Origin of the sequence: Dolichospermum compactum NIES-806 (assembly GCF_002368115.1) — a bacterium.
GTDB lineage: Bacteria > Cyanobacteriota > Cyanobacteriia > Cyanobacteriales > Nostocaceae > Dolichospermum > Dolichospermum compactum.
In genome coordinates this window covers 4,336,202-4,361,847 of sequence record NZ_AP018316.1, presented here as the reverse complement: position 1 = coordinate 4,361,847, position 25,646 = coordinate 4,336,202, and the positions used below count along the sequence as shown (strand labels likewise).

Genomic DNA, 25,646 nt, shown 5'->3' with positions numbered 1-25,646 from the left:
AGCCCGCTTTTTTTTGTGGGTAAATTTTTCATCAGAGTAATGATTATGAAACATCACGGGTGACTTATTAAAACGACAAATTAAATTTCAACTTTCAAAACTTTAACTAAGAAACCCCATTTATCTGCTGCTTCCTCAATAATTTTTGCTGTTGGTTTACCAGCACCATGTCCTGCCTTCATCTCAATTCTAATTAATACAGGTGCATCGCCACTATGCGCTGCTTGTAAAGCCGCAGCAAATTTAAAACTGTGAGCAGGCACTACACGATCATCATGATCTGCGGTAGTAATTAATGTAGCTGGATAAGCTGTTCCCGGCTTCAAATTATGCAAAGGTGAATAAGCATATAAAGTTGCGAATTCTTCTGGGTTTTCTGAAGAACCATATTCAGCCACCCAAGCCCAGCCAATGGTAAATTTATGGAAGCGCAACATATCCATAACGCCTACTGCGGGTAGGGCTGCACCAAACAAATTAGGGCGTTGTGTCATGCAAGTACCCACCAATAAACCACCATTACTACCTCCACCAATGGCTAATTTGGCAGGTTGGGTGTAATTATGGGCAATTAACCATTCAGCCGCAGCAATGAAATCATCAAAAACGTTCTGCTTTTGCAATTTCATTCCTGCTTGATGCCATTCTTCTCCATATTCACCACCACCACGTAAATTAGGAACAGCATAGACTCCCCCCATTTCTAGCCATATTAACAGGCTAACAGAAAAACTTGGTGTTAAGGAGATATTAAAACCACCATATCCATAGAGGTAGGTGGGATTGTTACCATCTAATTTAATTCCTTTTTTGTGGGTAATAAACATTGGCACTTTTGTACCATCTTTACTGGCATAGAATACCTGTTTTGTTTCATATTCATCAGCATTAAAATCTACTTTTGGCTGCCGGAAAATTTCGCTTTTACCTGTTTTCATGTCATGCCGATAAATAGTTCCGGGGGTAGTAAAGCTGGTAAAACTATAAAATGTTTCTGTATCATGCCGTTTACCAGCAAATCCGCTGGCTGAACCAATTCCGGGTAATTCTACTTCTCGAATAAAATTACCTTTGAGATCAAATATTTTGATTTGGCTATGGGCATCCTGTAAATAATCAGCCACGAACTGATTATTTAAGATACTGACACTTTCTAATGTTTCTGCTGCTTGAGGAATAATTTCTTGCCAATTTTCGGAAGTTGGATTTTTCGTATCAATGGCAATAACTCTACCTTTTGGAGAATTGAAATCTGTGCGAAAGTAGAAAATATGATTGTCATTATCAATGAAGCTGTAATTTGCTGAAAATTGGTTAATTAGTTCGATGACTTCAGAATTTTCATTTGTTAGATCCTTGTAAAAAACCAAGTTTTTGGAGTCAGTTCCTAGCCAGATGGAAATTATCAAATATTTGCCATCTTCTGTGACATTCCCAGAAAACCCCCATTCTTTTTCATCAGGACGATCGTAAATTAAGATGTCCGCTGATTGGGGTGTACCAAGTTGATGATAATAAAGTTTTTGGTAATAATTGACATCTTCTAATTTGGTTTTTTCATTTGGTTCATCATAACGACTGTAGAAAAACCCTTGATGATCATGAGTCCAAGAAGCACCAGAAAATTTAATCCATTGGAGATGATCTTGTAGATATTCACCTGTGGCAATGTTTCTAACTTTCCATTCTTGCCAATCTGAACCAGAATTAGATAAACCGTATGCTAAAAGTTGACCATTTTCACTGATAGAAATTCCTGAAAGGGCAATTGTTCCATCTTCTGAAAGTTGATTAGGATCAAGTACAATTCTGGGTTCCGCATCTAAATTTGGCAGAGTATAGAGAACACTTTGATTTTGCAGTCCATTATTTTTGAAATAAAAGTAACTTTCACCTTCTTTAAAGGGAGTTCCATATTTTTCATAATCCCAAAGTTTGGTAAGCCGCTGTTTAATGTTTTCTCTGGCAGGAATTTCGTTTAAATAGCCGAAGGTAACTTGATTTTGTGCTTCTACCCAAGCTTTTGTTGCTTCTGTATCCGGGTCTTCTAAGGCTCGGTAAGGATCGGCGATCGCAATTCCGTGATAATTATCCACTTGCTCACTTTTGCTAACGGTAGGATAAGTCAGAGGTTGTTTAGAGTTAGACATAAATTTAGGATAAGTAAATTGTACTAAATTGGTATAAATTAATTAATAACATAAAAAAGCCATTATATCCGATATTAACTTATTCTCCAACAAGAAAGACAAGAACGTTACTAACTGAAGGTATCGCTGATAATTTATTCATCTCTTCATGATTTTGACAGAATCACTATCTTTTTGCGACCAAATAACATTATGATCAATAACGAGTAATTTCTGTAACCTGGAGATAAAATTGGCAGTAATACAAAAAATAGCTCAATCTATAGCTTTGATGCCACCAGCAAAAATTTTTACTGTGGGACTATCTTTCTCTCTGGTAACGGGACTTTATGCTTGTGGTAAGGGAGTAAATTCTGGTATCAATCTTCAAAATTTCAATATTGGTGCTAATGTAACACAGATTCAAAAAATTACCAAAAAAAATCAGGACACGCCAGTTTACATTCAAGGTAAAGTAGAAAAATATGCTCCGTTAATTAAGAAAAAAGCATATCAAATTAATGATTCAACTGGGAAAATTTGGGTGATCACTAATCAGGGCGATTTTCAAGTTGGAGAACAGGTAGTATTGAAGGGCAATGTTCAGTACCAAAGTGTCCCTTTGGCTGGCAAAGAATATGGTGAACTTTATTTAGAGGAAAAGTAATTTATGAATAGTCAATTAGCTTATGTAGCTGTTACCATTCTTTGTCAAGAAAATAAGTTTTTAATGCAATTACGGGATAATATTCCTAATATTATTGCTCCTGGTTGTTGGGCTTTATTCGGTGGACATCTAGAACCGGGGGAAACTCCAGAAATAGCCGTTCAGCGAGAGGTTATGGAAGAAATTGGTTATCAGTTAACTGATTTTACAAAATTTGGAATTTATAGCGATGAAAAAGCTGTGCGTCATGTATTTCAAGCACCATTGTTAGTCCCAGTCAATCAACTTGTACTTTCAGAAGGGTGGGATTTAGACTTATTAACAGCAGAAGATATTGACAAGGGTGAATATTATTCTGAAAAAGCCGGACAAATCAGACCTTTAGCAGCTTTACCTCGAAAAATTATGCTGGATTTCATCAAAACTCTATAGTCTGATAATTCAATTTACAACCTTTTTAAGTTTTCTAGATATTTTGCCAAAATTTAGATTATTAATAAATTCCATGCAGCCAGTAAAAAATTTACCAAATTCACCTAAATGGTTAAACATAGGATTAGCCTTTCCTGTGATTCTTTTAAATGGATGGTTACTAATTCAATTCATTAACTATTTTCAGCCTTTAGTTAGTGTAATTTCCGTTGCTATTCTTCTGGCTTTTGTGCTAGATTATCCCATTCAACTTCTTCAAAAACGTGGAGTACCTCGAATTTTAGCAGTTGTCGTCGTATTACTGTTATCTATTATTATTTTGGGTGCTGTAGGTGTGATTCTACTACCACTTATTCTCGAACAATTGAATGAGTTAGCTAATCTTCTTCCCTATTGGATAGAATCGGCAACTCAACAAATAGAAGCTTTGCAAAATTGGGCATCCACCCAGCAATTACCAGTAAATTTAAGTGGATTGGCTGGGGAAATTTTAGGAAAAATATCTAGTCAATTGCAATCTTTCACTGGCAAGATTTTAGGTTTTGCTTTCGATACTATTGGTAATTTATTTAATTTATTAATCACTATAGTTTTGACTATTTATTTAGTATTGAATGGTGAAAGTTTATGGAATGGTATTTATCTTTGGTTTCCGCCACAAACAGCGAAAAAGGTACGGAAATTGCTGCGGGAAGATTTTAATAATTATTTCATTGGTCAAGCTACTTTAGGGGCTATTTTGGCTGTATCTATAACATTGGCTTTTGTCGTTTTACGAGTGCCTTTATCACTACTTTTTGGGATAGCAATTGGCTTGTTTTCGCTATTTCCTTTTGGTACTGGTATTGGTATTGGTATTGTGAGTTTATTAATAACTTTAAAAGACTTTGGTTTAGGGTTAGAGGTTGCGGCTATAGGTGTGGCTATTGATCAAATTAATTCTAATATTATTGCTCCACGTATTTTAGGAAATTTAACTGGTTTAAATCCTGTATGGGTGGTAATTTCTTTATTGATAGGAGCAAAGTTAGGCGGTATCTTGGGTTTATTGGTTGCTATTCCTCTTGCTAGTTTTATTAAAGATATGGCGGATACTTGGCGTAATGGTGAATTTAATAAAACTGCTGTTGATAGTGAATATATACAAGAATTATGATATGAATGGAATTTAGCTGTTTTATGTTTTGGGAATAACTTAATTAATTGTGGTGCGTCAGGTTGAGGGAATCTATTTTTTGTCAAATTATTGAGTCTGACGCACCCTACAAGTTACAAGTAGGTTCTAGTAATGTGATTTTCACAAATTTCAGTAATAACTAAAATATTCATATCACTCCACAGGAGGCTGTATGAGTCAGGTATATGAGGGAGTTCGCTGGACAATCACAGACTTAGAATTATTACCAGATAATGGCAACCATTATGAAATTTTTAATCAGATTGTGGGAAAATAGTATTCTGTAGGTACAGGCACAAAAATCAAGAATGTCATTACAATATTCAAGGTGAAATCTAATTCTCTTGAGTGACTAAATTTATGGAAAATTTTGTTTTTTACAACCCAGTTAAAATCCTGTTTGGTAAGGGTCAAATCGCTAATATTGGTTCAGAAATACCGGCAGATGCAAAAATTCTGATTACCTACGGTGGTGGTAGTATTAAAGCTAATGGGGTTTATGATCAAGTAAAATCGGTATTGGCTGGTAGAAATGTATTTGAGTTCGGCGGTATTGAACCTAATCCTCATTTTGAAACTTTGATGCAAGCGGTTGAGTTAATCCGCAAAGAAGGGATTGATTTTCTGTTGGCTGTGGGTGGTGGTTCTGTTGCGGACGGGACTAAGTTTATAGCGGCTGCTGTTCCTTTTGTGGGCGACCCTTGGGATATTTTAGCAAAGCACGCATCAGTAACTTCGGCTTTACCAATGGGGGTGGTTTTGACTTTGCCTGCGACTGGTTCAGAAATGAATACAAATTCAGTTGTGACTAAGTGGGAAACTAAAGAAAAGTTATTTTTCGCTAGTCCCTTGGTGTTTCCGAAATTTTCGGTTCTTGACCCAGAAACAACTTTCTCCCTGCCTCCTCGGCAAATTAGCAATGGTATTGTTGATGCTTTTACTCATGTGATGGAGCAGTATTTGACCTATCCGGTGAATGCACCATTACAAGACCGCATGGCTGAATCAATTTTACAAACTTTGATTTCCGAAGGACCAAAAACTTTAGCTAATCCTACAGATTATGATGCGCGAGCAAATTTGGTTTGGTCGGCAACAATGGCGTTAAATGGGTTAATTGCGGCTGGTGTTCCTCAAGACTGGACCACACACATGATAGGCCATGAGTTGACAGCGTTGCATGGTATGGATCATGCTCAAACTTTGGCGGTTGTGTTACCTGGAACTTTGACGATTAGACGCGATCGCAAGTGGCAAAAACTTCTACAATATGCAGATAGGGTTTGGCAAATTGTCGGTGGTTCGGAAGAGGAACGGGTAAATGCTGCAATTACTAAAACTCGTGATTTCTTTGAATCAGTTGGTGTTCGCACTCATTTGTCTGATTATGGTGTGGGAGTAGAAACCATTCCCGCAGTTATCAAAAACTTAGAGAAACATGGAATGACGGCTTTGGGAGAACATCAAGATGTTAACCCGCAAGTTGTTGAACAGATTTTAGCTCTTTGTGCTTAAAAGTTTCAACTTAAGACCTGGCGAATGGAATTCACGGCTACACAAACAAAGTCCGCCTGCGCGGACTAAGGAAAAATCAAGGATTTGAAACCCACGCAGGTGGGTTTTGCCTGTGTAGACGCGGTTTCTAACCGCCGGGTTAACGTATTTCATTTACATAAAATCTCTGAGTAATGAAATGATGGAGTTATAATTGAGTAGTGATACTGAATATGCTATTTACCTGTAACTTCAGACAACTTAGAGAAGGGGAATCAGTGGATGTACAACCCATATTCCGCACTTCACAATGTAGTATCCATCTTTTCAAGAATTATTCCTAACAAGGGTTAAATTGTTCAATATTAATACCTAAAATGATGGATAAAATATGTGTTTTATTAAACGATAAAAAATAAAATTATGGAAATATTCGCGTATTACAAAATGAAGTGCGGAAAGCGGGGTACAAGATTTCTTTGACTATTATTACAACTATTTTTAGTTTAGTCACCGTACCTGTATATGCTGCAAATCTTGCACATATTCAGCAGCTATTGAAGACAAAAAAGTGTGTTAAATGTGACTTGTCAGGAGCCGAATTGCTGGGGGTTAACCTATCAGAAGTCGAATTGTTAGGAGCCAACCTGTCAAAAGCTAATCTTTCACTAAGCAAATTATCAGGAGCTAACCTATCAGGAAGTAAACTCTCAGAAGCTAATTTGTCAGAAGGAAAACTCTCAAGAGCAAACCTATCAGCAGCAGACCTATCAGGAGCAAACCTTCAAGGGGCAATGATGCCTGATGGCACAATTCATCCTTAAACATAGAGCAAAAATAAATCGTCAAATACGTGATCAAAATCCTGATTCTGACAACTGAACTGAAACATTCAAAAATCAAGCTACACCATAACCGGTATAAGGACGTTTATAGGGTGGTTGTAAACCAAAAACAATATCTTCTTTTCCTATTCCCATATTTACAAGTTCTTGAGCTAAATCTGATTCTGTCATATTTTGTTGAATCCAGATTTTGTTATCTTTAATATCGAAATGAATGACACTATGATAAACTCTTCTTAAATCATCCCAACCAACACGCATAAGTTGATAATGATCATGAATAGTATCAAAAATCAGTTCATTATCTATTTCGTCGTATTTGGGCTTAAATTTACCATGTTCTTTGATGATGGTTTGAATACACTGACGATAATGTTCTATGTTTGCCATTGTATGATTACCTCCTGATCTGGATTATATACTATGATTTTAACTTGATATTTTTTTACAGTAATTTTAGCAAATCGAGTTTGAAAAAAAGAAATATAAGCATCTTTGGGAACGGCTAAATATAATTCTCTCTCTGACTCAATTTCTTCTAACATAGTTTGATAATTAAGAAATTGTCCTAATGCTGTATAGAATTCACTGACTGCCGAGTTACTAGCAAAACTTTTGATTTCTACAGCAATTTTTTGTTCTCCTTTTTCTGCGGCTATTAATCTTTCTGCACCCAAATCAATTCTAAAGGTTATCTCCTCTAATTCTACCTCTAAGGGATCATCTGTAATTATCCATCCTTCTTTTTCTAATGCGGTTCTAACTGCTTGATGAAATAAATCTCTTGCTGACATAGATATTTTATTGTTTCAATTAAAAATAACACTATCACGGCTATCGTAGCAATTGTCGCTGCTGCTATTATTAACGAAAAACTATTGGTAAGCCCCTTCATTATTCCGGTAAAGCCGATTGTTTTATGATTAATTACAATTAATTTCAAGCAAGAAAAGCTTAAACAAATCATGTTGCTTACCAATTAAGATCAAGCTAAAGCCGAAGTGAAAATTGGAAAAGCTGTAAGTGCGATCGCTACTAAGGTAGAATATTCAAAGTTCAGTAAAAACTTCCCTCCCACCCCAGGGGTAATTGGCTAAAGTCCCATTATTCTGGGAAGTCTTTGTTGTTTGTGGTAACTTCAAACCCAAAGGAAGTCAGAAAAACCACGATTAGCGGCAGCAAAACTCTAAATTTACCTGTTCGTGCTGCTAACAGCCTCAAAAATCGGCGTTTTTGAGATTCCAGTTTAGCTTGGACATTGGCTATGACTTCATACATTTGTTTTTCTGGTAGTACAACCATCAGTAAAAACTAATCTAATAACTATAGTTTCTTGTTAAGTTAAATTAAATCACAGTGATAATTACCCCAAATTTATCGGGTAAGTTAGGTTTTTGTATCAAATGAGCAGGGTTAACGGAGTAATACAGACAATGCAGCAACTTGTAGACCAAATTGAAAAAATTGATTTTCAAAGTGAAATATATAAAGATGCTTATAGCCGCATCAATGCAATTGTAATTGAAGGAGAACAAGAAGCCCACGAAAATTACATTACATTAGCTCAACTACTGCCGGCACAGGAAAAGGAACTAATTGTCCTCTCGAAAATGGAAAGTCGCCACAAAAAAGGATTTGAAGCCTGTGGACGGAACTTAAAAGTGAATCCAGATTTAGAATTTGCGAAAAAGTTTTTCTTGGGACTACACGACAACTTCCAAGCCGCAGCTAAAGAAGGTAAAGTCGTGACCTGCCTTTTGATTCAATCATTAATTATCGAATGTTTTGCGATCGCCGCCTACAATATCTATATTCCAGTCGCTGATGATTTTGCTCGTAAAATCACAGAAGGCGTAGTAAAAGAAGAATACAGCCATCTCAACTTTGGTGAAGTGTGGTTGCAAGAAAACTTTACAAAAGAAACCAAAGCTGAGTTAGAAGAAGCAAACCGCCAAAACCTGCCCCTGGTATGGAAAATGCTCAATCAAGTGGCAGATGATGCCAAGGTCTTAGCAATGGAAAAAGACGCTTTAGTGGAAGATTTTATGATTCAATATGGTGAAGCCTTAAGTAACATTGGCTTCACTACCCGTGATATCATGCGTCTTTCTGCCTACGGACTTGTAGCCGCTTAAAAATGCCCTTGGGGTGACGACTATGTTACCCCAGGTTTAGGGAGTAGGGGGCAGGGAGCAGGGAGTAGGGGATCAGGGGTAAAAAGGATTTAAGACCTATTGACTTTTTTTGACATATTTTTGGTGATCTGACTTCCACCTACTTAGGGCTGGCTGAATAAAGCTAGAACCGTTTATTAATAAAGTTTTCGCAGATTTTCGGAACAAGAAAGTGCAAGGTTTTGGCTGATGGTATCTCAAAAAGGTTGCATTTCTCTTTGTCGGATATGGGAAATCAAGGATATCAAGGTAGTGAAAACTGTTCCCTGTTCCCTGTTCCCTGTTCCCTCTTATCACAGACAACTTTTTCGGCAAACCCTACTTAATTACGAATTGCGAACTATTTGCACACCTTATGTAGTATTTTTAATAGTTAGACATCATATAGCAGATTGCAGATTGATGAGGTACAGGATCTAAATTTAAAGCCTGACAACAAGCCAGTTTTACTCCTGACTCCTGCTGTATCTGTATCTGATTTAAAGTTGGCATAGTTTTTTGATTTTTCCAAAATCTAAAATCTAAAATTGGTTTTGCACGACAGCACACGCCTAATATATCACTCCATGTTTGGTTTAATTGGACATCTGACTAGTTTAGAACACGCTCAATCAGTAGCTCAAGAATTGGGATATCCAGAATATGCCGATCAAGGGCTAGACTTTTGGTGTAGCGCCCCGCCGCAAATAGTTGATCATATTACTGTCACCAGTATCACCGGGCAGAAAATAGAAGGAAAGTATGTAGAATCATGCTTTTTACCGGAAATGCTGGCTAATCGCCGCATTAAAGCCGCAACGCGCAAAATTCTTAATGCTATGGCTCATGCTCAGAAGCATGGGATTGATATTACAGCCTTGGGTGGATTTTCTTCAATTATTTTTGAGAACTTCAATTTAGAGCAGTTCAAACAAGTCCGCAATATTAACCTAGATTTTGAACGGTTCACCACAGGCAATACTCATACAGCCTACATTATCTGTCGGCAGGTAGAAGAAGCTTCCAAACAACTAGGGATTGAATTGTCCAAAGCAACTGTAGCTGTGTGTGGTGCAACAGGGGATATTGGCAGCGCAGTCACTCGCTGGTTAGATAAAAAAACAGATGTCCAAGAATTGCTCTTGATTGCGAGAAACCAAGAACGTCTCGAAGAACTACAAGCAGAACTAGGACGGGGTAAAATAATGGGGTTACAGGAAGCATTACCCCAAGCGGATATTGTCGTCTGGGTAGCGAGTATGCCCAAAGGCGTAGAAATTGACCCAACAACATTAAAACAACCCTGCCTATTGATTGATGGTGGCTATCCTAAAAACTTAGGCACAAAAGTTCAGCATCCGGGGGTATATGTATTAAATGGTGGCATTGTGGAGCATTCCCTAGATATTGACTGGAAAATTATGAAAATTGTCAATATGGATGTGCCAGGGCGGCAATTATTTGCTTGTTTTGCCGAATCAATGCTGCTGGAGTTTGAGAAGTTATATACAAACTTTTCTTGGGGGCGTAATCAGATTACCGTAGACAAAATGGAGCAAATTGGTCGAGTGTCCATTAAACACGGTTTTAGACCATTACTAGTTTAGTCATTGGTCGTTGGTCAGTAGTCATTGGTCAGTAGTCATTGGTCAGTAGCAAAGAGAATAGAACTGACAACTGACAACTGACAACTGACAACTGACAACCAACAACTGACAACTGACAACTGACAACTGACAACTAACATAATTATGGCAACCACTGAGCGCAAACCGCTACTGTTAGATTTTGAAAAGCCTTTAGCAGAACTGGCCACTCGGATTGACCAAATTCGCCAATTGGCTGAAGAAAATGGTGTTGATGTTTCTGGACAAATTCGCCAATTAGAAACGCGGGCGACGCAATTGCGGGAAGAGATTTTTAGCAGTCTGACACCATCTCAACGATTGCAGGTAGCTCGTCATCCCCGCCGCCCTAGCACTTTAGATTATATCCAGTCTATCAGTGATGAATGGATGGAGTTACATGGCGATCGCTGTGGTGGCGATGATCCGGCGTTAGTTGGTGGCGTTGGTCGCATAGCTGGACAACCAGTGATGATGTTAGGACACCAAAAAGGTCGAGATACTAAAGACAACGTTGCCCGGAACTTTGGCATGGCGGCTCCTGGTGGCTACCGTAAGGCTCTACGCCTCATGGAACACGCCAATAAATTTAGTATGCCAATTTTGACCTTTATTGATACTCCTGGGGCTTGGGCGGGCATAGAAGCCGAACATCAAGGGCAAGGAGAGGCGATCGCCTATAACCTCCGAGAAATGTTCAGTTTTGACGTACCGATTATTTGTACAGTTATCGGTGAAGGTGGTTCTGGTGGGGCTTTGGGTATTGGTGTAGGCGATCGCCTGCTGATGTTTGAACACTCAGTTTACACCGTAGCTACCCCCGAAGCCTGCGCCGCAATTTTGTGGAAAGATGCCAGTAAATCTCACCTAGCCGCCGTAGCCCTGAAAATCATCTCCCACGACCTCAAAAACTTAGGCATTATTGACCAAATCCTCCCTGAACCCTTGGGTGGCGCACACTCAGACCCCTTAACAGCGGCTACCAACTTAAAACAAGCCTTGCTGGAAAACTTAGACGAACTCAACCGTCTCACCCCAGCCGAGCGCCGCCAACTGCGTTATGATAAATTCCGTAATATCGGCGTTTTCACAGAACTTGCTCACTAAAAATATTCCAGAAAATGGCATAGAATTACAGCAATGCTATAATTGCCTATGGCTGCTTAAAGATTTTTAACAATCTTCAAGAGCTATAGGCATTTGTATTTACAAAAAAAGGGAACAGGGAACAGATAAGAAACAAATGTTGCTGAGTTTAGAGCTTCAGTCAGAAAAAAGATGTTTTTTAAGATGCGTAGCACGAAAAAAAACAGTGTCATTATTTCAATCTCATGTTTTTAAACATGAGTTTTTCCTGTTAGAAAGTTGCCCGTTCCCTGTTCCCTCTGAATTGATTTTACGAGTGGCTGTTGGCTGAAGGTGCTGCCAAAAAGTTGGAAAATATCATGAATTCTGAGCAAAAAAGACGCGCCTTAATTACTGGTGCTAGTAGCGGAATTGGCAAAGCAACAGCTTTAGCATTTGCCAAAGCTGGAATAGATGTAGTATTGGTCAGTCGTTCTCAGGATAAACTAGAGTCTGTAGCTAAAGCTGCACAGGAGTTAGGAGTAGAAGCCCAAGCCTTTTGTCTAGACTTAGCTGAAGTTACCCAAGTTAAATCCAAAATTCAAGGAATAGCTGATGAATTTGGCAACATAAATATTCTCATTAATAACGCTGGAATTGGATATACAGGCAACCTGAGTGAAACACCCTTGGAAGACTGGCAACAAGTCATTGACTTGAACCTCACCAGTGTCTTTCAGTGCATGATGGGAATTTTGCCAGGAATGCGCCAACAAGGGCAAGGCACAATTATTAACATTGCTTCTATAGCAGCCAAACAAACCTTTCCAGGTTGGGGCGCTTACTGCGTTAGTAAAGCAGGACTTCTTTTCCTCTCCCAAACCCTCGCACAAGAAGAACGGGCTAATGGCATTCGCGTCATTGCCATTTGTCCTGGTTCTGTGAATACGGCAATTTGGGATACTCCAACTGTTCAGGCTAACTTTGACCGTTCCCAAATGTTAACTCCAGAAATTGTGGCCACAACAATTCTACACACTGTCTTATTACCACAAGAAGCAGTAATTGAAGAATTGACGATTATTTCCAATGCTGGTGTTCTCTAATTGGTAATTTCGTCATTTATCTTTTTGAATGACTAATTACCACTGACAATTGACAACTAAGTGCTAACAACTAACCAATTACTAAAATTTAATCATGACTATCGTTGGTTCAAACGGTGCTAATACCTCTCAATCTCCTCTCATTCCCGATTTAGCAGAAGCTATCAATGTCCGACCAGACCGCAATACCCATAATGGCAGAGAACCAGAAATACATCCACCCTCGGAAGAAACAATGGATGAGATGATGCAAGCCGTGCGGACAATGTTAGTAGGATTAGGAGAAGATCCTGAACGGGAAGGACTGCTAAAAACACCCAAGCGCGTAGCTAAGGCGATGAAATTTCTCACCAGCGGCTACAATGAATCTCTAGAAGACCTCATCAATGGTGCGATATTTGATGAAGGACATGATGAAATGGTCTTGGTAAGAGACATTAACTTCTTTAGCTTGTGTGAACATCATATGTTGCCATTTATGGGCAGAGCGCACGTTGCCTATATTCCCAATCAAAAAGTTGTGGGATTAAGCAAACTGGCAAGAATTGTGGAAATGTATTCTCGGCGATTGCAAGTTCAAGAAAGACTAACTCGACAAATTGCTGAGGCACTACAAGCAGTTCTCGAACCCAAAGGTGTGGCTGTAGTTATGGAAGCTACTCATATGTGTATGGTGATGCGGGGGGTTCAAAAACCTGGTTCTTGGACAGTTACCAGTTCGATGGTAGGCATATTCCGAGACGAACACAAAACCCGTGAAGAATTTTTCAACTTGATTCGTCATCAAGCGTCATTATTTTAAGTAGGGAACAGGGAACAGGGAACAGGGAACAGGGAACAGGGAACAGGGAACAGGGAACAGGGAACAGGGGGAATATTTCTTCCCAATGACCAATGACCAATTACCAATTACCAATTATCAATTCCCTAACTTTTGAAACAATAGGGCTACTTTATCTAAATCTTTGTTACCTGGTGAGTGTTCGACACCACTAGATAGATCAATACCATTGGGTTTAATTTGACTTAAAGCAGTCAAAATATTATCTGGTGTGAGTCCTCCGGCTAAGAACCAAGGAAGACTAGGGTTAAATTGTTGATTTAGTTGATGCCAATCTAAGGTTTGTCCTGTTCCTCCTAACTGTTGGGGATGGTAAGCATCAAGTAGTAGAGTATCTACATAATCGGTGTAATGTATGGTGGTTTGTAGATGCTCTAAACTGCGGACTCGCAAGGCTTTGATAATTTCCACTTGAGATAGGGATTGACGTAATTGCTGGCAAAATTCTGGTGTTTCGTCTCCATGTAGCTGGACACCGGTTAAACCAGACTTTTGAACTGTTCGAGTAATTTCGGCAATAGTGGTGTTAGCAAAAACGCCGATTTTATCAATATTTTCGGGAATGAGTCCGATAGCTGCCTGAATTTGGGCTATGGTAACGTAACGAGGGGAAGTGGGAACACAGATAAATCCTAGTGCTGTTGCACCGAGGGCAGCTATAGCTAAAGACTGCTCTGGTTGAGTAATACCGCAAATTTTAACCCGCATTTCTATCAGAAAAGTTACAAATAATCACAAAAGTATCTTAATTCAAGTTAAAAACTTTTGCTTTGTCCTGGGTAATTTTATAATTCTGTAGGACTATATTCATTTTTTCATTTAGGAGAACACAATTTCATGTCATCAATTTTATTAGCCGCAGCATCCGTTCCTGTTACACCAGTGTGGAGTCCTACAGTCGGTATCATTATCAGTGCCAGCAGCGCAGTTGTATTATTATTTACTTTTGCCCTGAAATCTGCTAAAGTTGGACCGGCTATGCCCATATTGCCTGTAAGTGTACCAGGATTCATTGGAGCAATGGCTTTTGGTCATGTAATTGGTATTGGTATTGTGTTAGGACTGACTAATATTGGTCGTTTATAAGTTGGATTAACAAATTCCAGATCCCCGGCTTCTTGGAGAAGTCGGGGATCTATGCTATTTAAAATTGTCTATCCTAGAGTTATACATACATTTTTCTCTATAAAAGAATTTCTGGAAATATCTAATAATGCAAACTTGGCGAATAGGTTCTTTATTTGGCATTCCTTTATTTTTAGACCCCTTATGGTTTGTGATTTTGGGGCTAACAACTCTGAATTTTGGGTTAGCTTATCAGCAATGGGGGACTGTTGCGGGTTGGAGTGCTGGTTTGATGATGGCACTGCTGTTATTTGCTTCGGTGCTGCTGCATGAGTTAGGACATAGCTTGGTGGCACAATCCCAAGGTATTAAGGTGAATTCGATTACTTTGTTTTTGTTTGGGGGGGTGGCGGCAATTGAGGAGGAATCGAAAACTCCTGGTAAAGCTTTTCAGGTGGCGATCGCTGGACCTGCGGTAAGTGTTATTCTATTTTTCTTACTGCGTCTAGCAGCAAGTGTAATTCCCAATAGTAACCCTCTGAGTGAAATGACGGGGGATTTATCGAGAATTAATTTAGTTGTGGCTTTATTTAATTTAATTCCTGGGTTGCCTTTAGATGGGGGACAGGTATTAAAAGCGGCTTTGTGGAAAATTACAGGCGATCGCTTTCAAGCGGTACACTGGGCGGCAAAGGCTGGACAAATTTTTGGTTATGGTGCGATCGCTTTGGGATTTGCTATTGACTTCTTTACCAGAGAATTTATCACAGGTTTATGGATTGTTTTGATCGGTTGGTTTGCCGTGCGTAATGCTAACAGTTATGACCGTGTTACCACATTACAAGAAACTTTACTCAAGTTAGTAGCAGCCGATGGCATGACTCGTAATTTTCGGGTTGTTGATGCTAATCAAACATTGCGAGAATTTGCTGATTTATATCTTTTAGAAACTACTACACCGCAAGTCTATTTTGCCGCTGCTGATGGTCGTTATCGGGGTTTAGTTAATATTAATGACTTGCGAACAACCCAAAGAAGTGCATGGGAAAATCAAACTTTACAAACTATTGTTCATCCTTTGACGACAATTCCCACTGTGCTTGAATCTACTTCTTTGGCTGAGGTAATTAAGAAATTAGAAACCGAACAATTAGCTCAAATTACTGTTCTTTCTCCGGCGGATGCTGTTGCTGGTGTCATTGATAGAGGGGATATTGTCCAAGCATTAGCACAAAGGTTAAATTTGCAAATTACTGCTGCGGAAATTAAGCGAATTAAGGAAGAAGGTAGCTTTCCACCAGGTTTACAATTAGGAGTAATAGCAAAGTCTGTAGAAAAATAAAAATTTCTGAATCAGGATACTCAAGATTTGAGGATTTTCATGATTTTAGGATTTTCAGGATGAGTGATTTTTGATGGTTAGGAAGTTTTGGAAGATGAATATTATTAGAGAAATGGAATAATGTCTGAATCAGGATACCCAGGATTAAAGAATTTTTAGGATGAATAAATACAACATCCTGTTAATCTTTAAATCCTGTAAATCCTGATTCAGACAAGTAATTAAATCTCGCTAATCTTTAAGTCCTGATATGGCTTGCACCACGCTACGCTATCAAACAATAAAATTCTTATTTGGCACTCATTACCATTTCTAGTGGATTAGAGACATATTGGAATGTTGGTTCAGAATTCCAGGGGCCACGCTGATCTTTGCCATCTCCATCTGTTGATAAATTATAGTAAAGAGCGACAGTTTCATCTGGTTGGATATTACCAAAAAGAGGTTCACTCAACTTACCCAAAGAATCCAAAGCTTTCATAAACATCTGAGTATGAGAAACTTCTCGCGTTAACAGATGTACTAAAGTTTGTTTTGTTCCCTCATCTGTTGCTAGTTTAATCAACTCTTCATAAGTTTGTCGAGCGCCACCCTCAGCGGCAATATTAGCACGTAAATCGCGGACAACATCACCACCTTCATTCAAATAACTTGCAGTCCAAGTATTTCCCTGACTATCAAGAAAATGGGGTCCCATACCTCGGATAGCAAATAAGGTACTTTTATATGCTTCTGTTTGGTCAGTATTTTTAGTGTGCATTTCAATGAGTTTACCAACCATTTCTAAATGGCCAAATTCCTCGATAGCAATATCCTGGAGCATATCCTTAATTGCAGGATTTTCTACATGAAAAGATTGTACCCAGTATTGCAAAGCTGCGGAGAGTTCACCAGTTGCACCACCAAATTGTTCTAGAAGTAACTGAGCAAACCGGGGGTTGGCTTCATCAACCTTGACAGCGTGAATGGACTCTTTTTTGTGAAAAAACATAATTTTAGCTCCTGCAAACTTTAACCTAAAAAACAAAATTTATCATCCTAACTATTGTTGAGTTAGACTCTGCTGCTTCTTTGCCATAATCCCCATAAATAAATGGCAATAATTGCCCCAATAACTGCCACTACTACTCCAGGAATACTTAAAGATGCAGATGTAAGTTGTAAAGTCCCTGTACGAATGAGAGTAAATAAAGTTCCACCGATAAAAGCACCAACAATGCCTAATATCATGGTGGATATCATTCCCCCACCTTGATAACCAGGATAGATTGATTTGGCAATAACACCAGCTAATAGTCCTAATATTATCCAAGTAATAATATTCATGGATGTCCTCAAAAATTTGACTCAAGTTATGTCAAATTTATCAAAGCTTCATGTTATTTATTTCTATCTAATGACGTAAAGTATATAAATCAAAAGGTATGTAGTTTTGTTCTCTCCATAAATCATCACTACATACCAATTTTCATTAAATAGAACGAGAGAATTTTGTCTCTCTAGTTCTTGTATGAGTATCGAAAACAACCGCAATATTTCTAACTAGCAATCTGCCAATATCAGTAATATGGATTTCATCAGCTAATGCATTTACTAATCCATCAGCTTGTAGAGGTGCTAATTCTTTGAGTTCATAGGAGAAATATTTATCAAAATTGATATGATATTTCTGTTCAATTTCTGACTTATTTAGTTGAAAGTGAGACATTATGGACATAATTACATCCCGTCTAATAATGTCATCTTGAGTGAGTTTAATGCCTTTACTTGTAGGAATCACACCTGCGGCAACTGCTTTGTAATAATCCTTTAATTCCTTGTGGTTTTGAGCATAGGCATCTTCTAACATACTAATAGATGTAGCACCAAAACCAAACAATTCGGTTTCTGCGTGGGTAGTATAACCTTGGAAGTTACGTTTTAGTGTACCATGACGTTGAGCGATCGCTAATTCATTGTTGTTTTTAGCAAAATGATCCATCCCAATAAACAGATACTTGTTATTAGTTAATTCCTCAATCGTCATTTTGAGAATATCTAACTTTTCTGCTGCTCCCGGTAATGCTGCTTGGGGAATCATTTTTTGCACAGGTTTAATCCAAGGTACATAGGCAAAATTGAACACGACAATTCTATCAGCATCTAAAGCCATTGTCTTGTGTAATGTTTCCCGAAAAGTTTCTAGAGTTTGATAAGGTAAACCGTAAATTAAGTCTACGTTGACACTATCAAATTCAGCCTCTTTAATCCAACCCATGACATCAAAAAGTAATGATTCGGGTTGAATCCGATTCACCGCTTTTTGTACTTCTGGGTTAAAATCTTGAATACCAAAACTAATCCGGTTAAAGCCAATATCCCGCAAGAATAAGATATAATCTCTATTTACATAGCGGGGATTAATTTCAATAGATACTTCTGCATTTGAAGCAATTTGGAAATTGCGGGTGATATTTTTCCACAGGAATTCTACTTGATCAAGTTCTAAATAATTCGGTGTACCTCCACCCCAATGAATCTGAAGCACCTTTCTATCTTTATCAATTAAAGCTGAGGTATTTTTGATTTCCTGTTCCAAATGTTCTAGATATGGAATAGCCATTTTCCTGTTATTGGTAATCACGGTATTGCAACCGCAGAAATAACAAGCACTTTGGCAAAAAGGAATATGAAAATACAAAGATAGGGGAGTTTTTCTTTGATTAGATGCGGTAATTGCCGCTTGGAAATCTGTTGCAGTGAAATTTTCACTTAATTCTGTTGCTGGGGGATAACTCGTGTATCTAGGAGCGCGAGTATCATACTTTTGAATTAGATCAAAATCAAACTTAATGCCAGGTAGTAGAAAAACCATTACAGTCTCCAATAAATGTGAGTATATTTCTGTGTAGTTGGGAAGTAATCAATTTTCCCAATTTAATGTTGTAATTTAGGATTTAGCAAATAGAATATATTTATTCTATTTGTTTGTAGTTAGCATTATTTTTTGACGAACCACAGAGGCACAGAGAACACAGAGGAAGAGGATGGATTTTTATATAATTCATCGTTGCTGAAATTAATTGCGTGATGAATTATATTTTTGTAAGTTATGCAGGAACTTAAACTAAATCATTGTAAGTGGCTCTACCAAGAGCTTCGATTAAGATACTTTCCAATTCTTGAAGTATCTGCATATTTAACTTAAAAGCATGGTTAGCTTCTGCTACAATTTTGTCAGCGGTTGTATCATCAATATTAACTTTATCTAATGCTTGACGATACTTTCCTTTGAAAGTCTGCTTGTCTGGAATTTGCTGAAAATTGTAAAAGGAAGTTCCTTCATGTCCAGAAAGTTTTAAGGCTGACTGAGCAATTTTTTGGAGCATTTGCCCACCAGAAAGATCACCCAAATAACGAGTATAGGAATGAGCTAATAATAGTGCAGGTTCATGAGTGGAAATTTGTTGGATACGCGCAATATAAGCTTGAGCGGCAGGTGAAGGGGTGATGCGTTTGTGCCATTGACTCCCATAATAAAATAACATATCTTGCTCTAGGGAAGATTGGCGATTTAGTTCGGGAAAATAAATCAAACTAATCACAGGATGCTGTTTATGTTTCTCAATTGCTGCTTCTAGTTCACTATAAACAAAATAGAAATTTCTCAATAATTGAATGAAACAATCTCTATCTACAACTCCTTGCACAAAACATTTCATGAAGCCGAGATTTTCTGAATCTGTATGCGCTTGTTGAGTTCCTACACGCAGTTTCATGGCCAAATCATTACTCATTCTTAGTTCCTTCTTGTTTACTTGTCAGGGCTTGCAAATTTCAACGACTTGTTTATCAGTTCACCGTCGTTATCATCACAGGAAAATTGCTATTCTGTGGGAATAGGGTTTTGAGAATAATTTCTCTAGCACAAATTACTACCGATGTGGATTTCGGCTATTTTTACTGCTCCTGAAATTATTTAACTATTATTCTTTGTATAACTATAAGAGTATTCATATTTATTTATGGTTTCCTAAATACATTTGTCCCGTAAATAGGTATTTAAACTATACGAAAATTAAGAATAATTCAGTATTTTTGTAATAATTAGTTTCAATAATTTAACTGATGACTAATAACAAATATTTATGCTTATATAATTTTAAGTCAGATAATGGTAAAGGGACTACTTATGGTTAAATCGTTGGATAAATCGCCACTTGATTTATCGAAATCGGGTGTAAAAACACCAGTTCAAGAAACATTATTAACACCCAGGTTTTATACCACTGACTTTGATACAGTGGCAAAAATGGATATTTCTGGGTATGAAACGGAATTAAGGGCTGTAATTGACGAACTCAAGGCTGATTATAACCGTCATCACTTTGTGCGAGATGATGAATTTAAGCAAGGTTGGGATCACATTGTTGGTGAAAAACGACTTGCTTTTATTGACTTTTTAGAACGTTCTTGTACTTCGGAATTCTCTGGGTTTTTACTATTTAAAGAATTATCTCGTCGTCTCAAGGATAGTAACCCTTTACTATCAGAAGCATTTGCTTATTTAGCGCGAGATGAAGCCCGTCATGCTGGCTTTTTGAATAAGTCAATGGCAGATTTTAACCTTTCCCTTGACTTGAGTTATCTCACTAAAAATCGTACCTATACATTTTTCCCAATCGAGTGGGTTATTTACACAGTTTACCTATCGGAAAAAATCGGTTATTGGCGCTACATTTTAGTATTTCGCCATATGGAAAAAAATCCAGAGTACCAGTTTTATCCTCTATTTAGAAAGTTTGAAAGTTGGTGTCAAGATGAGAATAGACACGGTGATTTTTTCAAGGCTTTGTTACGTTCTCAACCCCAGTTATGGAATAATTGGAAATCTCGGATATGGGTGCGGTTTTTCCTATTAACTGTATTCGCTACCCACACCATGACAGTATTTGAAAGAGGGAATTTCTATGAGATATTAGGTATGCACCCTCGTAAATATAATACTCAAGTAATTGAGGAAACCAACAAAACCGCAGCCAAAGCATTTCCGATTATTTTAAATACCAATCACCCCTACTTTTTCTGGTATTTAGAACAATGTGCATTGTATAATCAGAAAATAATTGATCTCAATAATGTCCAAGATTGGGGAATTGTGAAATTTTTCCAAAAAATTCCTTTAATCTTAATGATTTTTTGGTATATGTTCAAGATTTTTCTGATTAAACCCATAGATACAGAAGCAACTCGTGAACAAGTTTGTTAGTTAGAGAAAGGGGAAAGGTGACGAATAACAAGATCCCCGACTTCTTAGAGAAGTCGGGGATATAATCCTTAATACTTATTTTTCACTTTTTAATTGAAATGGCGTATATTTTCCCCCTAATGCTTCAACAATAGCGCGGGTATTTGCTGCCATCATTTTTATATAAGTATCGCCACTACTACCTTTTGCCCCAATAGAATCCGAATAAAGTGGAGTGGGTGCTAATTTTACTCCGGCTTCTTCGGCTACTGTTTTAATTAAAGCTGGGTTAATTGTTGTTTCTGCAAATATGGCAGGAACACCAATTTTTTTCACAGATTCAACTAACTTTTTCACTGTTTGGGCGCTTGGTTGTTCTTCCGTACTAATGCCAATTAAAGTTCCAGCGATTGCTATTTTATAAGCATTGCCATAATATTGAAAAGCATCATGAGTAGTGATTAATTTCCGTTTATCTGCGGGAATAGTTTGGATTTGTTGAACAATCCAAAGATGTAATTGTTGTAATTCATCAGTTAGCTTTTCGGCATTTTGAGTAAATTTATTTTTATCCTCTGGTGACAACTCAATTAAACTATCTCGAATTGCTTTCACCATAGCTATCACATTTTCTGCACTTCCCCAAACGTGAGGATCTGGAACGATTTGTCCTTTCCCTTTATCTAACTTTAAAGATTTCACAACTTCTCCTACAGCTATTTTTTTCGTTTTCCCTCCAGTCGCATTCATTAACTTAATAATTCCCGGTTCTAAATTGTAACCGTTATACAAAATCAAGTTAGCTTTTTCCAAAACTCGACTATCTGCGGGTACAGGTTCGTAAACATGAGGATCTGCACCTGGTTTAAGAATACCTGTAATCTGTACTTCTTCTCCACCAATTTCTTCAGCCAAATCAGCAATAATTGTACTTGTTGCTACCACCTGCGGCGTAGTATTTCCCTGGGGTTGGGAGTTGGGAGTACAACCCATTACAGCCAAAGATAACAACATTCCTAGACAAAGGGAGAACCTAACCCCCAACCCCTTCCCTGCGAGAGAAGGGGAGTAAGAATCAAAGCCTCTCTCCTCATAGGAGAGAGATTTGGAGAGGGGTTTCAGTAATAAGTCATACATTGTATTAAATATTAGTTTCATTTATATCACTGATTACTTCTAATTATAGATATTCTCATATTTCTCTCATTTTTGTGGTAAGCTCGAAAAATAAGTATTTTAACTAAGGTTATGCAAAACGTTTCTTTTTACCAAAAATTTAGCATATCTCCCAGAAATCAAGTAGATATACTTACAGAAACTATCAAACCTATTGACATGAATTCATCAACAGCAATTAACGTTACTCATGTAGGCGTACACTACCGCACACAAGAAGCACTTCGGGATGTTAACTGCATAATTAAACCTGGAAAGCTAACAGGAATTTTCGGACCCAATGGCGCGGGTAAAAGTACATTAATGAAAGCCATTTTGGGATTAGCTCCCATGAGTAGTGGTAAAGTTTTATACAAAAATCAGCCTTTAATGCAGCAACTAGAAAAAGTCGCTTATGTACCACAACGTAGCCAAATTGACTGGAATTACCCCGCTACTGTGTGGGATGTAGTGATGATGGGGCGTGTCAAAAAAACAGGATGGTTACGGATTTTTTCCACAGTTAGCCGCCAAATAGCCAAACAAGCATTAGCAAAAGTGGGAATAGAAGAATTAAAAAATCGCCCCATTGGTGAACTTTCAGGAGGACAACAACAGCGGGTATTTTTAGCCAGGGCGTTAACTCAAGAAGCGGAAATATTTTGTTTTGATGAACCCTTTGTTGGTATTGATCAAAAAACCCAAGCTATCATATTTGAAGTTTTCCAAGAACTAGCAAAAAACAATAAAATCGTCTTAGTAGTTAATCATGATTTAGGGGAATCAATCACCCATTTTGATGATTTAATCTTACTAAACTGTGAATTAATTGCCACAGGTTCACGGCAACAAGTCTTAACAGAAGAAAACTTAAATAATGCTTATAGCGGGAAAGTCATGTACTTTTCCGACGCAGCATAATAACTGCTAATACCAAATTCTAATGAAGGTGCATAGAATAAAAGTTCAAGAATAATTGAACGCAGATAAACGCGGATGAATTAATGAATTTTATAATTCAATACAGTTCAGTTAGTAATTTTTTCTTCTCTTGTCTCTGTCTCCTCTGTGCCTCTGTGGTTCGTTTTAAAAAAGGTTTTTAGGCTTAACTGAACCGGCGTGTTTTATAATTCTGTGCAGCATCACATAAAATTGGTATGATATCTTCTCTTCCTCTCTTCCTTCGTGTCCTTCGCGCCTTCGTGGTTCATTTTAATCTATGCTTCAAGCACTAATAGAACCGTTGCAATATGGCTTTATGCAGCGTTCCTTAATCATCGCCATATTAGTAGGCTTATTGTGTGCCATTGTTGGTAGTTATTTGATGGTACAACGTTTAGCTTTGCTGGGTGATGCTATTAGTCATTCAGTATTACCAGGACTAGCGATCGCCTTTATGATTGGTGCTAATATCTTTGTCGGGGCGTTCATAGCTGGTGTTTTGAGTACGATGGCTATAGCTGTCATTAAAACCCGATCTCCCATTAAAGAAGATGCCGCTATGGGCATAGTTTTTTCAGCTTTTTTTGCCCTGGGTGTCACCTTAATTACAGTCATTCAAAAAGATAATCAAATTGATTTGAATCATTTTCTTTTTGGCAATATTTTGGGCGTAACTAGAGACGAAGTACGAGACACTGCTATTATTGCAGCTATTGTTTTAATAGTGGTTTTTTTATTATATAAAGAACTGTTATTTTACACATTTGATCCTTTGGGCGCACAATCTGCCGGTTTACCAGTGAATCGCTTAAATTTTGGTTTAATGTTGTTAATTGCTTTAACAATTGTTGCCAGCATGAAAGCTGTGGGCGTGATTTTAGTATTATCACTTTTAATTACCCCTGGCGCAACTGCTTATTTGTTAGTAAAACGGTTACATGAGGTGATGATTTTGGGGGCGGTAATTGGGGTAATTTCTAGTATTAGCGGAATGTATCTCAGCTACTTTTATAATTTACCTTCTGGTCCAGCGATTGTGTTAGTAGTTTCGGGTTTATTTACGTTGGCTTTGTTGTTTAGTCCTCGACATGGGATTTTGATTCCTAGTGTAAATAGGAAATAAAATTATCAAGTTGGTAATTAAATTACATTTAATGCTTCTTTATATTTACGTTATCCTCCGTAAGTGAATTTGCAGCAGCAATCGCTAATTGCCGTTATTGTACTAAACTGTAAAAATGTTCACAATTACCGCTATTATAATTCTTGAGGTATTAGATCAAGAGTGTGGTAAACCAGGGGAAAGAAAATGAGAGAGATTCCAGGACAACTCCCGATTTTAGCTGGAAATAGAGGAAGATACCAACTTCTTAGACCTTTAGGAGGAGGTAGCTTTGGAGATACTTTCCTTGCTATTGACTTAAATACGCTCATTCAACGCCACTGTGTTGTTAAGCGATTACGAATTGATGGTCATCATTCTCCTGAAAACGTTGCAGGGATTAAAAAAGCCTTTGAAAAAGAGGCTAAGGTTCTGGAAGATTTAGGGGATAAAAGTTCCAACATTCCCTGTTTGTATGATTATTTCTCCTTGACCGTAAATGACCCTCAATTAAATACTCCACAAGAATTTAATTATTTAGTTCAACAATATATCGAAGGTGAGGATCTAAGTAAAGAACTGGAAAAACAAGGACTTTTTTCAGAAGCAAAGGTTTTGGCTCTATTAAATAACATTTTACCTGGTTTGGAATTTATCCATAAAAATAACGTTATTCACAGGGATATTAAACCTAGTAATATTGTGCGCTCCAATACAGAAGATAACAAATTCTATTTAATTGACTTTGGAGCAGTTAAACAAGTAATTAAAGGTGATATTTCCACCACAGAAAAATCTATAGTATTTGGAACTATTTCCTATGCTCCCCCAGAACAAATCAAAAAAGAAAAAGTTGATTATTCCAGTGATTTATATGCTTTAGCTGCTTCTTGTGTGCAATTATTAACAGGTGAATTTCCAGATGATTCCCTTGATGTTAATAATCTTTGGAATTGGCAAAGATATCCCTATATTAGTGAACATTTAGGTAAGATACTAAGGCGTATGCTCCAAGTAGATCCTTATTATAGATTCCAGTCAGCACGGGAAGTAATGGAAGCTCTGAATAAACGTGATGATGACCCAAAGAACTTGAAGCCGCCTACTAGGGATGAAAATAATGGTGGTGGTGAAAAGACAGAAGTTATCAATCCTTCCCAACCTCGATTTATTAAAGTTTTGTTGATAACAGCAATTATTTTGACGACTGCTGGGGTTTTAATAGCTATTTATCGCCATCAAAATCAATAGGACTTACGCAAGTGTCACACTAAAAATC

At 37.6% G+C, this 25,646-nt stretch carries 27 protein-coding genes; 16 read left to right on the top strand and 11 right to left on the bottom strand.

All coding sequences use genetic code 11. From position 1 onward, the window contains the following. Positions 1-80: 80 nt before the first annotated feature. Entirely contained in the window at positions 81-2,150 is a 2,070-nt protein-coding gene (locus CA730_RS20205; protein ID WP_096670011.1) for a prolyl oligopeptidase family serine peptidase, read from the bottom strand. 241 nt (positions 2,151-2,391) lie between these two features. Here CA730_RS20205 and CA730_RS20200 point away from each other — a divergent pair, with 241 nt between their 5' ends. The 5 genes from CA730_RS20200 to CA730_RS20180 all read left to right on the top strand — a co-directional run bounded on the left by CA730_RS20200 (position 2,392) and on the right by CA730_RS20180 (position 6,723). Continuing rightward, positions 2,392-2,796: a hypothetical protein gene (locus tag CA730_RS20200; protein ID WP_407919806.1), complete on the top strand. Its 405-nt coding sequence runs from the start codon at positions 2,392-2,394 to the stop codon at positions 2,794-2,796. A 3-nt stretch (positions 2,797-2,799) separates the two neighbouring features. After that, on the top strand, positions 2,800-3,228 hold the full coding sequence (locus tag CA730_RS20195) for an NUDIX hydrolase (RefSeq protein ID WP_096670009.1): 429 nt from the start codon (positions 2,800-2,802) through the stop codon (positions 3,226-3,228). A gap of 73 nt (positions 3,229-3,301) precedes the next feature. Continuing rightward, the gene (locus CA730_RS20190; RefSeq protein ID WP_096670007.1) at positions 3,302-4,384 is read left to right on the top strand and encodes an AI-2E family transporter; all 1,083 of its coding nucleotides are present in this window, start codon (positions 3,302-3,304) and stop codon (positions 4,382-4,384) included. Positions 4,385-4,765: 381 nt separating this feature from the next. Beyond that, positions 4,766-5,920 (top strand): iron-containing alcohol dehydrogenase, encoded by a 1,155-nt coding sequence (locus CA730_RS20185; RefSeq protein ID WP_096670005.1) that lies wholly within the window; start codon positions 4,766-4,768, stop codon positions 5,918-5,920. A 458-nt stretch (positions 5,921-6,378) separates the two neighbouring features. Next, a complete protein-coding gene (locus CA730_RS20180; RefSeq protein ID WP_231939897.1) occupies positions 6,379-6,723 on the top strand; it encodes a pentapeptide repeat-containing protein in 345 nt (114 codons plus the stop codon). A 75-nt stretch (positions 6,724-6,798) separates the two neighbouring features. On the opposite strand, the gene CA730_RS20175 is transcribed toward CA730_RS20180, so the two are convergent. The 3 genes from CA730_RS20175 to CA730_RS20165 all read right to left on the bottom strand — a co-directional run bounded on the left by CA730_RS20175 (position 6,799) and on the right by CA730_RS20165 (position 8,046). Next, positions 6,799-7,134 carry a XisI protein gene (locus CA730_RS20175; RefSeq protein WP_096670003.1) on the bottom strand — a complete coding sequence of 112 codons (336 nt, stop codon included), beginning with the start codon at positions 7,132-7,134 and terminating at the stop codon, positions 6,799-6,801. Then, complete coding sequence (locus CA730_RS20170; protein ID WP_096670001.1) at positions 7,122-7,538, bottom strand: XisH family protein; 417 nt, start codon at positions 7,536-7,538, stop codon at positions 7,122-7,124. The genes CA730_RS20175 and CA730_RS20170 overlap by 13 nt, the downstream gene beginning before the upstream one ends. A 310-nt stretch (positions 7,539-7,848) precedes the next feature. Beyond that, positions 7,849-8,046 carry a hypothetical protein gene (locus CA730_RS20165; protein WP_096670000.1) on the bottom strand — a complete coding sequence of 66 codons (198 nt, stop codon included), beginning with the start codon at positions 8,044-8,046 and terminating at the stop codon, positions 7,849-7,851. A gap of 131 nt (positions 8,047-8,177) precedes the next feature. Between CA730_RS20165 and CA730_RS20160 the strand changes: the two genes are divergently transcribed. Continuing rightward, positions 8,178-8,879, top strand: coding sequence for an aldehyde oxygenase (deformylating) (locus CA730_RS20160; RefSeq protein ID WP_096669999.1), 702 nt, complete (start codon positions 8,178-8,180; stop codon positions 8,877-8,879). Between the two features lie 405 nt (positions 8,880-9,284). On the opposite strand, the gene CA730_RS26170 is transcribed toward CA730_RS20160, so the two are convergent. Then, on the bottom strand, positions 9,285-9,410 hold the full coding sequence (locus CA730_RS26170) for a hypothetical protein (protein WP_269076485.1): 126 nt from the start codon (positions 9,408-9,410) through the stop codon (positions 9,285-9,287). A 74-nt stretch (positions 9,411-9,484) separates the two neighbouring features. Here CA730_RS26170 and CA730_RS20155 point away from each other — a divergent pair, with 74 nt between their 5' ends. The 4 genes from CA730_RS20155 (at position 9,485) to folE (ending at position 13,495) form a co-directional block, all read left to right on the top strand. Further along, complete coding sequence (locus CA730_RS20155; protein ID WP_096669997.1) at positions 9,485-10,504, top strand: long-chain acyl-[acyl-carrier-protein] reductase; 1,020 nt, start codon at positions 9,485-9,487, stop codon at positions 10,502-10,504. Positions 10,505-10,648: 144 nt separating this feature from the next. Beyond that, positions 10,649-11,629 (top strand): acetyl-CoA carboxylase carboxyltransferase subunit alpha, encoded by a 981-nt coding sequence (locus CA730_RS20150; RefSeq protein ID WP_015079153.1) that lies wholly within the window; start codon positions 10,649-10,651, stop codon positions 11,627-11,629. A 338-nt stretch (positions 11,630-11,967) separates the two neighbouring features. Then, the gene (locus CA730_RS20145) at positions 11,968-12,693 is read left to right on the top strand and encodes an SDR family oxidoreductase (RefSeq protein WP_096671672.1); all 726 of its coding nucleotides are present in this window, start codon (positions 11,968-11,970) and stop codon (positions 12,691-12,693) included. 94 nt (positions 12,694-12,787) lie between these two features. Beyond that, positions 12,788-13,495, top strand: coding sequence for a GTP cyclohydrolase I FolE (gene folE, locus CA730_RS20140; protein WP_096669995.1), 708 nt, complete (start codon positions 12,788-12,790; stop codon positions 13,493-13,495). 117 nt (positions 13,496-13,612) lie between these two features. Here the strand turns inward: folE and CA730_RS20135 are convergent, their stop codons facing one another. Continuing rightward, on the bottom strand, positions 13,613-14,242 hold the full coding sequence (locus CA730_RS20135; protein ID WP_096669993.1) for a phosphoribosylanthranilate isomerase: 630 nt from the start codon (positions 14,240-14,242) through the stop codon (positions 13,613-13,615). 129 nt (positions 14,243-14,371) lie between these two features. Between CA730_RS20135 and psaK the strand changes: the two genes are divergently transcribed. Further along, positions 14,372-14,620 carry a photosystem I reaction center subunit PsaK gene (psaK, locus tag CA730_RS20130; RefSeq protein WP_096669992.1) on the top strand — a complete coding sequence of 83 codons (249 nt, stop codon included), beginning with the start codon at positions 14,372-14,374 and terminating at the stop codon, positions 14,618-14,620. A gap of 127 nt (positions 14,621-14,747) precedes the next feature. Next, complete coding sequence (locus CA730_RS20125; RefSeq protein ID WP_096669990.1) at positions 14,748-15,941, top strand: site-2 protease family protein; 1,194 nt, start codon at positions 14,748-14,750, stop codon at positions 15,939-15,941. 289 nt (positions 15,942-16,230) lie between these two features. Here CA730_RS20125 and CA730_RS20120 read toward each other — a convergent pair whose 3' ends face one another. From CA730_RS20120 to CA730_RS20105, 4 genes are all read right to left on the bottom strand, one after another. Further along, positions 16,231-16,932, bottom strand: a complete 702-nt coding sequence (locus CA730_RS20120; RefSeq protein ID WP_096669988.1) for a manganese catalase family protein — start codon at positions 16,930-16,932, stop codon at positions 16,231-16,233. Between the two features lie 62 nt (positions 16,933-16,994). Beyond that, positions 16,995-17,267: a GlsB/YeaQ/YmgE family stress response membrane protein gene (locus CA730_RS20115; RefSeq protein ID WP_027403466.1), complete on the bottom strand. Its 273-nt coding sequence runs from the start codon at positions 17,265-17,267 to the stop codon at positions 16,995-16,997. A gap of 145 nt (positions 17,268-17,412) precedes the next feature. After that, positions 17,413-18,795: an oxygen-independent coproporphyrinogen III oxidase gene (gene hemN, locus CA730_RS20110; protein ID WP_096669986.1), complete on the bottom strand. Its 1,383-nt coding sequence runs from the start codon at positions 18,793-18,795 to the stop codon at positions 17,413-17,415. A gap of 247 nt (positions 18,796-19,042) precedes the next feature. Next, entirely contained in the window at positions 19,043-19,717 is a 675-nt protein-coding gene (locus tag CA730_RS20105; RefSeq protein ID WP_096669984.1) for a biliverdin-producing heme oxygenase, read from the bottom strand. A gap of 395 nt (positions 19,718-20,112) precedes the next feature. On the opposite strand from CA730_RS20105, the gene acsF reads away from it, so the two are divergent. Further along, positions 20,113-21,189, top strand: coding sequence for a magnesium-protoporphyrin IX monomethyl ester (oxidative) cyclase (acsF, locus tag CA730_RS20100; RefSeq protein WP_096669982.1), 1,077 nt, complete (start codon positions 20,113-20,115; stop codon positions 21,187-21,189). Positions 21,190-21,264: 75 nt separating this feature from the next. Here acsF and CA730_RS20095 read toward each other — a convergent pair whose 3' ends face one another. Next, positions 21,265-22,182 (bottom strand): metal ABC transporter substrate-binding protein, encoded by a 918-nt coding sequence (locus tag CA730_RS20095; RefSeq protein ID WP_407919748.1) that lies wholly within the window; start codon positions 22,180-22,182, stop codon positions 21,265-21,267. 234 nt (positions 22,183-22,416) lie between these two features. On the opposite strand from CA730_RS20095, the gene CA730_RS20090 reads away from it, so the two are divergent. The 3 genes from CA730_RS20090 to CA730_RS20080 all read left to right on the top strand — a co-directional run bounded on the left by CA730_RS20090 (position 22,417) and on the right by CA730_RS20080 (position 25,618). Beyond that, a complete protein-coding gene (locus tag CA730_RS20090) occupies positions 22,417-23,244 on the top strand; it encodes a metal ABC transporter ATP-binding protein (RefSeq protein ID WP_096669980.1) in 828 nt (275 codons plus the stop codon). A gap of 298 nt (positions 23,245-23,542) precedes the next feature. Next, the gene (locus CA730_RS20085; protein WP_096669978.1) at positions 23,543-24,388 is read left to right on the top strand and encodes a metal ABC transporter permease; all 846 of its coding nucleotides are present in this window, start codon (positions 23,543-23,545) and stop codon (positions 24,386-24,388) included. A gap of 186 nt (positions 24,389-24,574) precedes the next feature. Further along, positions 24,575-25,618: a serine/threonine-protein kinase gene (locus CA730_RS20080; RefSeq protein WP_096669976.1), complete on the top strand. Its 1,044-nt coding sequence runs from the start codon at positions 24,575-24,577 to the stop codon at positions 25,616-25,618. The last annotated feature ends 28 nt before the right edge of the window (positions 25,619-25,646 follow it).